General features: G+C 71.3%; 11 protein-coding genes. 6 read left to right on the forward strand and 5 right to left on the reverse strand.

Features of this window, described 5'->3' with window-relative positions; genetic code table 11:
* Positions 1 to 177 precede the first annotated feature (177 nt).
* A complete protein-coding gene (locus ABZ642_RS21580) occupies positions 178 to 1317 on the reverse strand; it encodes an aminoglycoside phosphotransferase family protein (RefSeq protein WP_360486268.1) in 1140 nt (379 codons plus the stop codon).
* A gap of 266 nt (positions 1318 to 1583) precedes the next feature.
* Between ABZ642_RS21580 and ABZ642_RS21585 the strand changes: the two genes are divergently transcribed.
* Positions 1584 to 3083, forward strand: coding sequence for a hypothetical protein (locus tag ABZ642_RS21585; protein WP_360486271.1), 1500 nt, complete (start codon positions 1584 to 1586; stop codon positions 3081 to 3083).
* A 53-nt stretch (positions 3084 to 3136) separates the two neighbouring features.
* Here the strand turns inward: ABZ642_RS21585 and ABZ642_RS21590 are convergent, their stop codons facing one another.
* Positions 3137 to 4555, reverse strand: a complete 1419-nt coding sequence (locus ABZ642_RS21590) for a SpoIIE family protein phosphatase (RefSeq protein WP_360486274.1) — start codon at positions 4553 to 4555, stop codon at positions 3137 to 3139.
* Positions 4556 to 4903: 348 nt separating this feature from the next.
* Here ABZ642_RS21590 and ABZ642_RS21595 point away from each other — a divergent pair, with 348 nt between their 5' ends.
* The gene (locus ABZ642_RS21595; RefSeq protein WP_351707504.1) at positions 4904 to 5317 is read left to right on the forward strand and encodes an SsgA family sporulation/cell division regulator; all 414 of its coding nucleotides are present in this window, start codon (positions 4904 to 4906) and stop codon (positions 5315 to 5317) included.
* A 140-nt stretch (positions 5318 to 5457) separates the two neighbouring features.
* Positions 5458 to 7485: a phosphocholine-specific phospholipase C gene (locus ABZ642_RS21600; protein WP_360486277.1), complete on the forward strand. Its 2028-nt coding sequence runs from the start codon at positions 5458 to 5460 to the stop codon at positions 7483 to 7485.
* Here the strand turns inward: ABZ642_RS21600 and ABZ642_RS21605 are convergent.
* Both ABZ642_RS21605 and ABZ642_RS21610 read right to left on the reverse strand, forming a co-directional pair.
* Positions 7475 to 8503, reverse strand: a complete 1029-nt coding sequence (locus tag ABZ642_RS21605) for a Gfo/Idh/MocA family oxidoreductase (protein WP_360486280.1) — start codon at positions 8501 to 8503, stop codon at positions 7475 to 7477. The two genes, ABZ642_RS21600 and ABZ642_RS21605, sit on opposite strands and share 11 nt — an antisense overlap.
* Before the next feature lie 67 nt (positions 8504 to 8570).
* Positions 8571 to 9665, reverse strand: coding sequence for a chemotaxis protein (locus ABZ642_RS21610; protein WP_360486282.1), 1095 nt, complete (start codon positions 9663 to 9665; stop codon positions 8571 to 8573).
* Between the two features lie 115 nt (positions 9666 to 9780).
* Between ABZ642_RS21610 and ABZ642_RS21615 the strand changes: the two genes are divergently transcribed.
* The 3 genes from ABZ642_RS21615 to asnB all read left to right on the forward strand — a co-directional run bounded on the left by ABZ642_RS21615 (position 9781) and on the right by asnB (position 13188).
* Complete coding sequence (locus ABZ642_RS21615; protein WP_360486285.1) at positions 9781 to 10131, forward strand: hypothetical protein; 351 nt, start codon at positions 9781 to 9783, stop codon at positions 10129 to 10131.
* A gap of 89 nt (positions 10132 to 10220) precedes the next feature.
* Positions 10221 to 11024: an alpha/beta fold hydrolase gene (locus ABZ642_RS21620; RefSeq protein ID WP_360486288.1), complete on the forward strand. Its 804-nt coding sequence runs from the start codon at positions 10221 to 10223 to the stop codon at positions 11022 to 11024.
* Between the two features lie 325 nt (positions 11025 to 11349).
* Positions 11350 to 13188, forward strand: a complete 1839-nt coding sequence (asnB, locus tag ABZ642_RS21625; protein WP_360486291.1) for an asparagine synthase (glutamine-hydrolyzing) — start codon at positions 11350 to 11352, stop codon at positions 13186 to 13188.
* Between the two features lie 3 nt (positions 13189 to 13191).
* On the opposite strand, the gene ABZ642_RS21630 is transcribed toward asnB, so the two are convergent.
* Entirely contained in the window at positions 13192 to 14808 is a 1617-nt protein-coding gene (locus ABZ642_RS21630) for an alpha/beta hydrolase (protein ID WP_360486294.1), read from the reverse strand.
* Between the last annotated feature and the right edge of the window lie 33 nt (positions 14809 to 14841).

Consider the following 14841-nt stretch of genomic DNA (forward strand, 5'->3'; position numbering starts at 1 on the left):
TCCGTCAATCATGCCCAGAGGAGGGAGAATTCCCATGTCATACGATGATCGTGGGAGTTTCGCGCCGGAGGCTCCCGGCCTGCGCGGCGTCAGTGGCGTACACCTGTGAACGGTACGGCCATCCGAGAAATCCGCGGTGCGCAGCTGCCCTGAGCGCACCGCGGATTCTCGTCCCCGTCAGCGAGTGCCGACCGCCGCGCGCACGGCCCGGCGGGCCAGCTGGCAGTCGTCGTGCAGCCGCCGGAGCAGCAGCCGCTGTTCCTCGCCGGTCGGCGCGGCACCCGGATGGGCCATACCCTGTGCCGCCGGGGTCGCGTCGTGCATCGAACGCTGCACGGCGGTCTCGTAGGTCCGGATCTCCCGGGTGAGAACCAGCATCAGGTTCACCAGGAAGGCGTCCCGCGACGCGGGCCCCGCCGACTGGGCGATCTGGCTGATCTGACGACGCGCCACCGGAGCGTCCCCGAGCACCGACCAGAGCGTCGCCAGGTCGTACCCCGGCAGGTACCAGCCCGCGTGCTCCCAGTCCACCAGCACCGGACCGGCCGGCGACAGCAGGATGTTCGACAGCAGGGCGTCGCCGTGGCAGAACTGGCCCATCCCCTGCCGGCCCGCCGCGACCGCGATGCCGTGCAGCAGCTTCTGCAGGTCACCCATGTCCCGGTCGGTGAGCAGACCCAGCTCGTGGTAACGGGAGATACGGGCCGCGTAGTCCACCGGGGCGTCGAAGGTGCCGGCCGGGGGCCGCCAGGCGTTCAGCCGGCAGATCGCGCCCAGAGCGGCCCGGATGTCCGCCCTGGGCGGAGCCTCCGCCGGGTGGCGCTGTACCGCCGCCACCCGACCGGGCATCCGCTCGATCACCAGCGTGCAGTTGTCCGGGTCCGCCGCGATCAGCCGCGGCACCCGGATCGGAGGCCGCTGCCGGACGAACGAGCGGTATGCGGCTATTTCGTGGCGGATCCGCTCCGCCCAGGCGGGGGATTGGTCCAGTAGACACTTGGCTACGGCCGTGCTGCGCCCTGTCGTCCCGACGAGGATCACGGACCGCCCGGAGCGCCGCAGCACCTGAACCGGAGCGAACTCCGGGCAGATCCGGTGCACCGACGCGATGGCGGTGCGCAGCTGTGCGCCCTGGGGGCCGGACAGGTCGAGTCTCCCGCTGAGCGGTTGGGTGCCTGGCCCCGCGGCGCGCCGTTGCCGGCCGACGACCGGTACGGCGGCCCCTGTACGCGCGGGGTCGAGATAGGGTCCGCTGCCCGCCGGGCGGGGGCGCAGCGTCCGGGGCGGGGCGGACACGGAGGACGATGCTGCGTACATGGGCGATACAGATCCCTTCGTGTACCTGCGGTGCCTGCCTGAGAAGTCCTGCGAGAGGTCCTCGGCGCCCACCCGGCCCGGCCGCCCGGGCACACCCTGGGGAGTGTGCCCGTCGAGTGGCGACCGGGTCGGGGTGGCGCGTTCCTACCTGACACCCGTTGCCCAGTGGCACACCATCTGGCGCACCCTGGCGAACCGTGGCGAATAGTCGCCCGGCAATCGTCACGGGGCTACTGTCAACTCAGCCGAGAACCTGGGGGCTTGACGTGAGCGGACAAACCAACACCCGTCTCTCGGACCTGTTCGGCCTGGCCGGCTGGTCCAAGGGCGAACTCGCGAGGCTGGTCAACCGGCAGGCGGCGGCGATGGGCCACCCCCAGCTGGCGACCGACACCTCCCGGGTGCGGCGGTGGATCGACACGGGAGAGATCCCGCGCGATCCGGTGCCGCGGGTGCTGGCGGCCCTGTTCACCGAGCGTCTCGGCCGTGTCGTGACCATCGAGGACCTCGGTCTGGTACGGCACGGGCGTACGGGAAAACGGCCGGACGACGGGAACGTGGAACATCCCGACGGCATGCCGTGGGCGCCCGAACGAACCGCCGCGGTCCTCACCGAATTCACGGGAATGGACCTCATGCTCAACCGACGCGGCTTGGTGGGCGCGGGTGCCGCGCTCACCGCGGGATCCGTACTCAGCAGCGCCATGTACGACTGGCTGCACACCGACCCCACCCTGAAGGCCGACGCCCCCGTCCTCGACGACCCTCTGCACGCCGACCCCGCTGGGTTCGACCGCTACGAGGCCGCCCCCATCGGATCCGAGGAGATCGAGGAACTGGAGCGCTCCGTCGAGGTGTTCCGCGCCTGGGACGCGGCCCGCGGCGGCGGGCTGCAGCGCAAGGCCGTGGTGGGACAGCTCAACGAAGTGGGCGGCATGCTCGCCTACCGTCACCCCGACCATCTCCAGCGGCGCCTGTGGGGCGTCGCCGCCAACCTCGCCGTGCTCGCGGGCTGGATGTCGCACGACATCGGCCTGGAGCCCACGGCCCAGAAGTACTTCGTCATCGCCGCCCACGCGGCCCGTGAGGGCGGTGACCGGCCGCGTGCCGGGGAGGCGCTCTCCAGGGCGGCTCGCCAGATGGTGCACATCGGCCGGCCCGACGAGGCGCTCGACCTGATGAAACTCGCCCAGTCCGGCTCGGGCCAGGAGGTACTGCCGCGCACCCAGGCGATGTTCCACACCATCGAGGCGTGGGCGCAGGCGTCGATGGGCAAGGGCCAGGCGATGCGCCGTACCCTCGGTCAGGCGGAGAGCCTCTTCGTCTCGGACCGCAGCGACGTGCCGCCGCCGAGCTGGATGCAGATGTTCAACGAGGCGGATCTGTACGGCATGCAGGCCCTGGCCTACCGCACGCTGGCCGACCACGACCCGAGCGCGGCCGTGCACGCCCGGCACTACGCGGACAAGGCCCTGACGCTGAGGGCCGACAGCAAGCAGGAGCGGTCGAAGATCTTCGACTTCCTCTCCATGGCCTCCGCCTGCTTCATCGCGGACGACCCCGAACAGGCCGGCCACTACGCGCGGTTGGCGCTGGTGTCGATGGGATCGAACTCCTCCCACCGCACCTGGGACCGGCTGCGCCAGATGTACCGGCTCACCGCCGAGTACGCCGGCTATCCGAAGATCCAGGACCTGCGTGAGGAGATCAAGCTCACCCTGCCCAAGGCCAGGAACAGGGGGGCGAACAACAGCGCACAGGCATAGGGGGCCTGTGCGCGTCCAGACGTACCGGTTGATCCGGGTGGCGGCAGCCGCCCCTATTCACTCACCTTGGCGATGAGCACGCAGGCCTCGTCCTCGCGCTCGGTCTCGCCGAACTCCTCGATCACTGCCCTGACACAGTCCTGGGCGGTGGATGCCGCCCCGAACCGCGGGGACAGGCCGAGGAGACGGTCCAGGGAGTCCGCCGCGCTGTGCCCGGGCAACAGCCCGTCGGTGTGCAGCAGGAGCAGGTCGCCCGGTTCCAGGGTCACTTCGGCCTGCCCGTAACCGGCTCCCGAGGTGGCGCCGAGCAGTACGCCGTCCGGCGCGCTCAGCACGCACCCCGTCCCGTCGCGGAACAGCAGCGGGGCGGGGTGCCCTGCCTGTGCCCAGGTCAGGGTGCGGGTCGCGGGGCGGTAGCGGCAGCAGACGGCGCTGCCCAGCGCGGGTTGCACGGTCGCGTCGAGCAACTGGTTCAGCAGGGACATGAGCTGCCCCGGCCGGGCACCGGTCATCGCCATGCCGCGTACGGCGCCCAGCAGCATCGTCATACCCGAGGCGACGGCGACACCGTGCCCGGTGAGGTCGCCGACGCTGAGCAGCGTGTCGCCGTCGGGCAGGTCCAGCGCGTCGTACCAGTCGCCGCCGAGCAGCGCGCTGGCCCCGGACGGCAGATGGCGGGCGGCGGCGTCGAGAGTGCCCGGGCCCCCGCGCGGCAGCCGCAGCGCACCGCGCCCCGGCGGCAGCACGGCTTCCTGCAGTTCGGCCGCGAGCCGCTGCTCGGTCCGCTCCTGCCGGCGCTGATGACGCAGCGAGTCACGGGTCTCGCGCACCGTGCGCTGGCTGCGCCGCAGTTCGCTGACGTCCCGCAGCACGGCCCACATCGAGGCGGTGCTGCCGTCGCCGCCGAGCACGGGCTCGCCCATCATGTGCACGGTCCGTACGTTCCCGTCGGGCCGCAGGACGCGGAACTCGCCGTCGATCGGCTTGGCGTCGACCAGGCAGTCGGTGACCATCGCGGTCAGTTCGGGCCGGTCCTCGTCCAGGACCAGGGCGGGCAGTTCGTCGAGGGTGAGGGCGGGCGCGCCCGGGTCGCGACCGAGGATCTGGTAGAGCTCGCCGGACCAACTGGCCTCGTCCGTAAGGAGGTTCCACTCCGCACTGCCGACCCGGCTGAGCAGCGAACCGTGCGGGATGTCGGCCGGCGCTGACCGCTGCACCGGGCCGGGCGGCGGCGACGCGGGGCCGTCCCGCAGCTGCGCCAGGTGCTCGTCCAGATCGTTGAGCTGATGCAGGGCCAGGTCGTACAGCGCGCGCTGCCAGCGGTCCCGGGGGTCCGAACCGTCGCTCCGGGTGTCCCGTCGTACGGCGTCCACGTCGCCCTTGAGCCGCCGCGTCTGCGAGATCAACGCCTCGACCGAGCCGCGCCCGGGCGGCTGGGCGGCGGGGCGGTCCGCGGAGACATGGGACGGCATGACGCACTCCGATGCGGGGACGGTACGGCCAGGACGGGCGGGGGACCGGTTACGACTGTTGCACAGCCTGCGACGCCCCGTAAGGGATTTGGCAACACCCGATACGGTGGTGCTTCTGGCATATGCCAGAGTCTTCACGGGCAGGTGGACCGCTATGAAAGACGTACGCGGTCGGGCGGGGGAAGTCGTAGGAGGACTACGCGACTTGACTTACTTTCAAGAGCCCTCGTGTCGCGCTCGGGCGACTGTTCGACGTGCCTGTGTTCACAGTGTCGGGGTCTCGGCCACCCGCGGCAACTCTGTCCGGATTTCGCGTCATGCGAGGGGCACCTATGGAGTCCTACAGGCATGGACATCACTTTCGAGCAACCCGCCCGCGCCCGGCTGATCACCGCCGAGGACCAGGAGGTCCCGGTGCCCGCCACGCTCCGGTACACCTCCGGTGACCCGCTGGCCGTGTTCGTGGACTTCCCCGCCGAGGTCACCCTCGGCGGCGAGGAGGTCACCTGGACCTTCGCGCGCTCGCTGCTGGACCAGGGTCTCGATGTCCCCGCCGGGCGCGGGGACGTGCACATCTGGCCCTGCGGCCGGGGCCGTACGGCCGTGGAGTTCCACTCGCCGCACGGGCTCGCCCTGCTCCAGTTCGACACCCAGGCGCTCGTTCGCTTCCTGCAGCGCACCCACGAGGTGGTGGCGCCGGGGGAGGAGGACGTCGAGGCGGTCGTGGAGCGGGGTCTGAGCACCTTGTTCGGGGGTGTGTGAGCGGGATCCGCTGCCACTGGCGCGGACTTCGGCTCTTGTTCACTCCCGCCTCACCGCTCCGGACCGGAGCCTGACGGATGCCCCGTGCACCCTGGCGCGCGGTGTGCCACCGGGGCGCACCCGTGACGAGGACGGGGCGAATGACACCGATCAGCCGAAGAGGCTTCGTGGGGCTGGGCGCTTCCGTGGCGGCGGGCATGGCGGTGAGCGCCGTCGGTCCACGGACGGCGGCCGCGGCCCAGAGCACGGCGACCGGCACGATCTCGGACGTCAAGCACGTGGTCATCCTGATGCAGGAGAACCGCAGCTTCGACCACTACTTCGGGCGCCTCAAGGGCGTCCGCGGCTTCGCGGACCGCAGCGGTATCACCCTGAACGGCGGCTACCCGGTCTTCGACCAGCCCAACGGCTCGGGCCGGCAGTATCCCTGGAAGCTGAGCGCGACCCCCGACGCCGGCGGTCAGGACGGCGAGACCCTGGCCCAGTGCAACGGCGATCTGCCGCACTCCTGGTCCTCCCAGCACTCCGCCTGGAACAAGGGCCGTCTCGACAACTGGGTCGCGGGAGTCGGCAACGTACGGTCCCTCGGCTATCTGGACCGGTCCGACATCCCCTTCCACTACGCGCTCGCCGACAACTACACGATCTGCGACGCCTACTTCTGCTCCACCCTCAGCGCCACCGGCCCCAACCGCACCTACCTGTGGAGCGGCAAGGTCGACTCCGCCAGCTACGACGGCGGTGACGAGTCCGGGCTGACCTGGCAGAACTACGCCGAGGCCCTGCAGAACGCCGGAGTGACCTGGAAGGTCTACCAGAACGCCCAGGACAACTACGGGGACAACGGTTGCGCCTACTTCAAGAACTTCGCCGGCGCCAAGGCGGGCAACCCGCTGTACGACCGGGGCATGGCCTCGGTCCCCAGGGTCACCGGCTCCACCCCCGACGACATCGCCGCGGCCATCAGGGCCGACGTCGTCGCGGGCACCCTCCCGCAGGTCTCCTGGGTGGTCGCCAACCAGGCGTTCTCCGAGCACCCCTACGCCCCGCCCGGCGACGGCGCCCACTTCGTCAACCTGGTCTACCAGGCCCTCGCCGCCGACGAGGACGTCTTCGACTCGACCGTGCTGTTCCTCAACTACGACGAGAACGACGGCTACTTCGACCACGTGCCGCCCCCGGCGCCGCCCGCCGGCACGGCCGGTGAGTTCCTGAACGGCGTGCCGTACGGCTTCGGTTTCCGCGTCCCGATGATCGTCATCTCGCCCTGGACGCGCGGTGGCTGGGTCTCCTCCGAGGTCTTCGAGCACACCTCCGTGCTGCGCTTCCTGGAGACCTGGACCGCGGCGCTCGGCAAGCCCGCGAACTGCCCCAACATCAGCGCCTGGCGACGCTCGGTGAGCGGCGACCTGACCGGCGTCTTCGACTTCGCCAACCCGGTCCACGGCGCCGTCTCCCTGCCCGCGACCAGCGTCATCGGCTACTCCACCTGCGGTCCGCTGCCCAACCCGGTGCCCACCACCAACGCCCTGCCCGCCCAGGAGTCCGGCAGCCGCCCGGCCCGTGCGCTGCCCTACCAGCCCAACGGGTACCTGGACCACCTGGAGTTCGGGACGGCCGGCACCATCCGCGCCTGGTTCACCATGGCCAACCAGGGCACCCCGGCCACCCGGGCGGCGCACTTCTCCCTCCACCCGAACGCCTACCGGGACACCACGCCCTGGCAGTACACGGTGGCCGCGGGCGGCACCGCCTCCGACCACTTCGACATCGGCACGGGGTACGGCGGCGGCAAGTACGACCTGAGCATGGTCGGACCCAACCGCTTCCTGCGCCGCTTCCAGGGCGACGCCACCAAGGCCGGTAAGTCGGCCGAGGTGAGCACCCGTTACACCGTGGAGCCCGGCACCGGCAAGCTCGCCGTCTGGTTCAAGATGACCAACTCGGGCTCGGCGCCGGTGAAGTTCACCATCACCTCGAACAACTACCGCACCGACGGCCCCTGGACCTATCAGGTCGCCGCCGGTGGCTCGGTCGAGGACTACTTCAACGCCGTCGCCTACCAAAGCGGTTGGTACGACTTCACGGTCACGGTGGACTCCGACGCGACCTGGTCGCGCCGCTTCACCGGCCACCTGGAGACCGGCTCCGCGAGCGTCAGCGGCTGACGTCCCCGGCGTACAGGTCCGGGCGCGGGGCGAGTCCGACGGTCGTACGGCCGCCGGACTCCAGCGCCCGGACCCCGGCCTCGGCGACCACGGAGGACGCGTAGCCGTCCCAGGCGCTCGGTCCGGTGACCCGGCCCTGGCGGGTGGCGTCCACCCAGGACTGCACCTCGCGGTCGTAGGCGTCGGCGAACCGCACCAGGTAGTCCTGGGGCACCTCAGCGCGGGCGGCACCCGCCGAGGTGACCAGCATGGTGTGGTCCTCGCCGATCCGGGCGCTGCCCCGCTCGCAGACGGCCTCGCAGCGCACCTGGTAGCCGAAGCCGCAGTTGACGAAGGCCTCGACGTCGACGAGGGCGCCGCCGTCGGTCTCGAAGAGCACCAGCTGCGGGTCGAGCAGTCCCTGCGGGGCGCCCGAGGACGGCTGCGGCCGCAGCACGGTCACCGCGGTCAGCTCCTGGCCCAGCAGCCAGCGGGCCGCGTCGATCTCGTGCGAGACCGAGCTGTTGATCACCATGGCGCTGGTGAAGCCGGGCGGCGAGGACACATTGCGGTGGGTGCAGTGCAGCATCAGCGGCCGGCCCAGGCCGCCGCCGTCCAGCAGTGACTTGAGGCGCTGGTACTCGGCGTCGTAACGGCGCATGAACCCGATCTGGGCCAGCCTGCGGCCGAGCCTGGCTTCGGCCTCCACCACCCGCAGCGCACCTGTGGAGTCCGGCACCATGGGCTTCTCGCACAGCACCGGCAGCCCGCGGGAGAAGGCCGCGAGCAGCGGCTCCTCGTGCGCCGGGCCGGGTGAGGCGATCAGCACGGCCTCCACGCCGGGTGCGTCCAGGGCCGCCAGCGGATCCGCGTGGACGGTGACCCCGTCGAGGCCGGCCACCGCCTCCTTGGCGCGGTCCAGGTCGGGGTCGGCGACAGCCGCCACCCTCGCGCCGCTCACCACTTGGTCGAGTCGTCGTATGTGGTCGGCACCCATGTGTCCGGCACCCAGTACCGCGACGCCCAGCAGCTCAGCCACGCCCACACTCCCTCTCGGCCGACGATCACTCCTCAGAGCCTAGACGTCGGCCGAGCGGGCGGGTCCGTCAGTACCGCAGCACCCCGGCGATGCCGTTCTCGTCGTCCAGGGTGCCGTCCGGGACGAAGCGGACGTCGGCACCGGTCTCCAGGCACTGCTCGACGATCTCGTCCACGATGTCGTCGCGGGCGTCCAGGTCGCCGCTCGCGGCCGGGATCAGATGGTCGCCGTCGTCACGGACGGCGGTGCGGTAGTTCTCCTCGACGGCCAGGAGCCGGACGCGGCCTTCGCGGGCGCTCTGCCAGACCTCGTCGACACCGGCCGCGAACGTTCTGTGACCGCGCGCGGATTCGAGTTCCCTGGTCACCGACGCGGTGTTGCGGCGGGAGTCCGCCTCCAGCAGCGGCCGGATCACCTGCCACACGGCCTCAGGGCCTGCGTGCGTGAGGCCGCCGTGCTGCACGGGGATGGTGAACCTGGCGACGTTGCCGAACTCCTCCCACAGGGACAGTGCGGCCTGCTCGCCGGTGACGTACAGGCGTCGCGGCTCCTCACGCAGCAGCGCGGCCATCGCGGTGTCCGCGTCCCGCAGGAAGCGCTTGGTGTCCTCGTCGCGGAAGGTGCTGGGCATGTCGCCGATGCGCTGCAGCCGCTCGGCGTCGAAGTTCTCCTGGCTGCGGGTCATCGGGAAGCCGCCGGTCTCGCTCTCGGTGACCCGGTCGACCCCGCCGTTCCACAGCGTGATCCGGTCGGCCGAGATCGACAGCACCCAGAACGGCCGCTCGGCGGCCTGGGCCGAGACCAGGTTGCGGGTGAGGAAGGTGTCCGAGAGCACCACGCGCTCGGGCACGCTGCGGGACAGTGACCACACCTGGTGCTCACCCGGCGCGGCGAAGATCACCAGACCGTCCTCGGCATGGGTCAGATCGACCTCGGCGAGGGCCCGGTCGAGCTGGTCGAACAGGTCGCTGCGACGCTCCCGGGTGACCGCGGGATCGATCTCCAGCTGCTTCTTCGCCTCGGCCACGACATTGCGCAACCGGACGGGATCCTGGGCGTTGTAGGGCTCGCGGCGGTGCGTCGGCGTCAGCACGGAAACGGCGGGGTAGGGGCGCGGGCGGCGCAGCTCGGCGAGGGTCGAAGGACTGAGTGCGTGCTCCATACCAGCACCATAGGGCCGATTCGCCATTGCGGCATTTGGGGTAATTACCCCAACGGGATCGTGCAGTGGGATTCGTGCGGCGGGATTCGCCCGGTGAGCGGTGGAGGTGAGCGCGATGGCCCGGCTGACCGTCGACGGTGACGAGGTCGTCGTCCGGCTGGGCGGGCGGGAGCGGCTGCTCGCCCACTGCCGCGGGCCCAGGGTGCCGCTCGCGCAGGTGCGCGGGGCATCGGTGGAGCCCGACTGGTGGCGGGCGCTGCGTGGCGAACCGCCCTCGGGCCACTTCCTGCCCGGCCGGCTCTGCGTCGGCGCCTGGCAGTACCCGGGCGGGCGGGACTTCGTCGCCGTCCAGGAACACGGCCCGGTCGTCCTGGTCGACCTGGGGCCGTCCGCGCCCTTCGCCCGGCTCGCGGTGTCCGCGGACGACGCCGAGGCGGTGGTGGCGGCCATCAGACGCACGCTGTAACCGTGTTGAGGCCGGCTGCCCGGTGACGGTGGGCGACGCGGCCGGTTACCGTACCCGGCAGTAACCGGATCACGCCCCAGGAGGCCCCCATGCCGCAGCTCGAAGTCGACGGAGCGGCGCTGACGTACGACGACGAGGGCCCCCGGGACGGCGCCGCCGCGCCCCTGGTGTTCATCCACGGCTGGACCGCCGACCGGCACCGCTGGGACCACCAGACGGCGCACTTCGCCAAGGGCCGCCGGGTGATCCGTCTCGACCTGCGCGGTCACGGCGAGAGCACCGGGGCCGGCGTGAAGACGATCGCCGAACTCTCCCAGGACGTCGTCGCCCTGCTCGACCATCTCGAGGTGGATCGTTTCGTCCCCGTCGGTCACTCCATGGGCGGCATGATCTCCCAGACCCTGGCACTCACCCACCCCGAGCGGGTCGAGCGGATGGTGCTGGTCAACTCCATCGGCCGGATGACGTACAGCCGCGGCCGCGGCCTGCTGATGGCGGCCTCCACCCTGGTGCCGTTCAAGCTCTTCGTCGCCGCGAACATCCAGCGCGCCTTCGCCCCGGGGTACCCCCGCGAGGAGATACGCGGGTACGTCCGCGCCTCCGCGGACACCCCGCGCGAGGTCGTCATGACGCTGTACGGCGCCATGCGGGCCTTCGACGTCCTCGACCGGGTCGGGGAGATCACCGCGCCCACCCTGATGGTGCACGGCTATCACGACATCCAGCTGCCGGTCGGGCAGATGCTGCGGATGGCCAAGGCCTACCCGGACGCCGAGGTCCGGATCATCGACGCCGGCCATGAGCTTCCCGTGGAGCGGCCGGCCGAGCTGACGGCGGTGCTGGACCGGTTCCTGACGGCGGCGCCGGCACGTGAGGAGCGCGAGGACGCGTAGCGCGAGGACGCGACAGCGACAGGTGGCCGGCGCCCGGTGAAAACCGGGGCGCCGGTTCCGTTTGGGGAAGTTTTTGCGGTTGGCCTGTTCCGGGCGGGCGAGGCCCGATGTGGGGCGGGTTCGCGGGCCTCGCCGGGGCAAAGCGCGGCCGAAAGGGTGAGGCGGGGCGGCCATCCGTGTTACGGCCAGGTTGACCGGCCCGGGTCCCGGGCGCACGCTCGTTATATAGGTGCTGAATACAAGTGGTTCGCTCGGGCAATCGCCTTCCGTCGTGGAACCGCAGGTGGCGGGTGTTGTCCGGCAGACCGGCAGCAGGAGGTAACGCATGTGTGGCATCACCGGCTGGGTCTCCTTCGACCGTGACCTCACCACCGAGACGCACGCATTGGATGCAATGACGGAGACCATGGCCTGCCGCGGTCCCGACGACCGAGGCACCTGGAGCGAGGGCCCCGCAGCCCTGGGACACCGCCGGCTCGCGATCATCGACCTGCCCGGCGGCCGGCAGCCCATGACCGTCCGCACCCCGGACGGCACCGTCGCGATGGTCTACTCCGGCGAGGCCTACAACTTCACCGAGCTGCGCCGCGAACTCACCGACCGCGGCCACGAGTTCACCACCGACTCCGACACCGAGGTCGTACTGCGCGGCTACCTGGAGTGGGGCGACACCGTCGCCGAGCGCCTGAACGGCATGTACGCCTTCGCCGTCTGGGACGGCCGCCACGACAAGCTCGTGATGATCCGCGACCGCATGGGCATCAAGCCGTTCTACCTGTACCCGACCCCGGACGGCGTCCTGTTCGGCTCCGAGCCGAAGGCGATCCTGGCCAACCCGCTGGTGCGTCCCCGGGTCGGCCTGGACGGGCTGCGCGAGCTGTTCACCATGGTCAAGACCCCCGGGCACGCCGTGTGGGAGGGCATGCGCGAGGTGGAACCCGGCACCGTCGTCACCGTCGACCGTCACGGGCTGCGCACCCGGACCTACTGGCGACTGGAGACCCGCCCGCACTCCGACGACCGCGACACCACCGTCGCCACCGTCCGCGAACTCCTCGACGACATCGTGCGCCGCCAGCTGGTCGCCGACGTGCCCCGCTGCACCCTGCTCTCGGGCGGCCTCGACTCCTCGGCCATGACCGCCCTGGCCGCCCGGCAGCTCGCCGCGCAGGGCGAGAAGGTCCGCAGCTTCGCCGTCGACTTCGTCGGCCAGACCGACAACTTCGTCGCCGACGAACTGCGCTCCACCCCCGACACGCCCTTCGTGCACGACGTGGCCCGGCTCGCCCGCACCGACCACCAGGACATCGTCCTGGACGTGAACAGCCTCGCCGACCCAGCCGTCCGCGAACGGGTGATCCGGGCCCGCGACCTGCCGGCCGCGTTCGGGGACATGGACGCCTCGCTGCTGCTGCTCTTCCGGGCCGTCCGCGACCAGTCCACCGTCGCCCTGTCGGGAGAGTCCGCCGACGAGGTGTTCGGCGGGTACCTGCAGTTCTTCGACGAGGGCGCACGCACCGCCGACACCTTCCCCTGGCTGTACCTGGCCGGCCGGCACTTCGGCGACGACACGGACGTCCTGCGCACCGACCTCACCAAGTCCCTCGACCTGGAGTCGTACATCGCGGACGGCTATCACTCCGCCGTCACCGGCGTCCAACGCCTCGACGGGGAGAGCGACTTCGAGTTCCGGATGCGCCGGATGAGCTATCTGCACCTCACCCGTTTCGTCCGCATGCTGCTCGACCGCAAGGACCGGATGAGCATGGCCGTCGGCCTGGAGGTCCGGGTGCCGTTCTGCGACCACCGGCTGGTCGAGTACGTCTACAACGCGCCCTGGGCCCTGAAGTCCTTCGACGGCCGTGAGAAGACCCTGCTCCGGGAGGCCACCCGGGACGTTCTCCCGCAGTCCGTGTACGACCGGGTCAAGAGCCCCTACCCGTCCACCCAGGACCCGGAGTACGGCCGGGCCCTCCAGGACCAGGTCAAGGACCTGCTGACCCGGCCCGACCACCGGGTCTTCGACCTCGTCGACCGCGAGAAGCTGGACCTCGCGGCCCACCGCACCGGACTGAGCAGCCACGCCGCCCGGCGCGGCCTGGAACGCACCCTGGACCTGGCGCACTGGCTCGACCTCTACGCCCCCGAGCTGACCCTGTCCTGAGCCTCAGCCCGACGAGTCGGTGCCGGCGCCGCGGTCGTCGGCGTCGGCCGGGCAGGAGCTGCCGTCGGCCGGCAGCGTGCCGTACAGCAGGAAGTCGTCGACCTTGCCGTGCACGCACTTGGAGGACGTGTACCCGGTGTGACCGTCGCCCCGGTTGTCCAGCACCACGGCCGACGGCCCGAGCCGCTTCGCCGTCTCGAGCGCCCAGCGGTACGGCGTCGCCGGGTCGCCGCGCGTGCCCACCAGCAGCATCGGGGCCGACGGCACGTCCTTCACCTTGTCGCGGATGAAGTCGGTGCCACGCGGCCGGCCGTAGCAGAGCAGTACCTGGGTCAGCCGGAACCGGCCGAAGATCGGGGACGCCTGCTGGTACTCCTTGCCGAGCCGGCCGACGTCCTGGGTGAGCCGCCGGGCGCTCGGCCGGTCGGGGTCGTCGGCGCAGTTGATCGCCATCAGGGCGGCCGACAGGTTGTCCACGGGGATGTCGGCGCTGTCCACCAGCCCGCTGCCGCGCCGCTGCCCGACGGGGAGGGAGTAGCCGCCGGACGCGAAGTTCTGCACGGCCCGGGTGTCCCCGTCCTCGATCAGGGAAGCCAGCGCCCGCTCCAGCAGCGGCCACAGTTCCCTGCCGTACAGCCCCTGCCCGATGGCGGTCACCAGGTCCTGACCGGTGAAGGCGCCGCCGAAGTCGGACGGCACCGGGTTCTCGTCCAGCGAGCGCACCAGCTTCGTGACCGCCTCGCCCGCCTTGCGCCGGTCCTGCCCGAACGGACACCCCAGGTCGGTGACGCACCAGTCGAGGAAGTCGTCCAGCGCCGTCTGCTGCCCCTGGGCGCCCGCCACCCCCTGCTCGGCCAGCGACTCGGTCAGGGTGTCCACCCCGTCCAGGGCCATGCGGCCCACCTTGTGCGGGAACTGGGCCGCGTACACCGCGCCGAGCCTGGTGCCGTAGGAGAAGCCCAGGTAGTTCAGTTTCTTGTCGCCGAGCGCCTGGCGGATGACGTCCAGGTCGCGGGAGGCGTTCACGGTGCCTATGTGGGACAGCACGGGCCCGGAGTGCTCGGTGCACCGGACCGTCAGCTGCTTGAGGATCTTCATCAGGGCCTGCGGATGGGCGACGTCGGGGACCTTGTCGACGCTCGCGTCGTCCGAGGGCTGGTCGAGGCCGTCGCCGCAGCTGACGGGGGAGGAGCGGCCGACCCCGCGCGGATCGAAGCCGACCACGTCATATCCGTTGGTCAGGCTCATGAAGTCCTTGCCGGCCTGCCCGAGGCCGCTGACGCCCGAGCCGCCGGGGCCGCCGAAGTTCAGCAGCACCGAGCCGCGCGACTTCCCGGACGCCCGGTAGCGGGACAGCGCCAGGTCGATGGTGCCCGTGGCCGGTTTCGCGTAGTCGAGCGGCACGGTCACCGTGGCGCACTGCATGTCGTCGGGCAGCTCCACGTCCTTGCACGCAGTCCAGTGGGCCTTCTGCCGGTAGAAGCGGCTCAGGTCCGGCTCCTTGCCGCTCGTCGTCGTCGCCGCGGCAGCGGGCAGCCCCGCGCCGAGCAGGGCCAGCGCGACGGCTCCGGCGCCGGCGCAGCGACGCACGGCGGGCCGGTTACGGGGCATGGCCGGCATCGAGGGCCTCCAGGGACACTCCGTGGCGGACCG

Origin of the sequence: Streptomyces sp. NPDC007157, assembly GCF_040634235.1 — a bacterium.
Classification (GTDB): domain Bacteria; phylum Actinomycetota; class Actinomycetes; order Streptomycetales; family Streptomycetaceae; genus Streptomyces.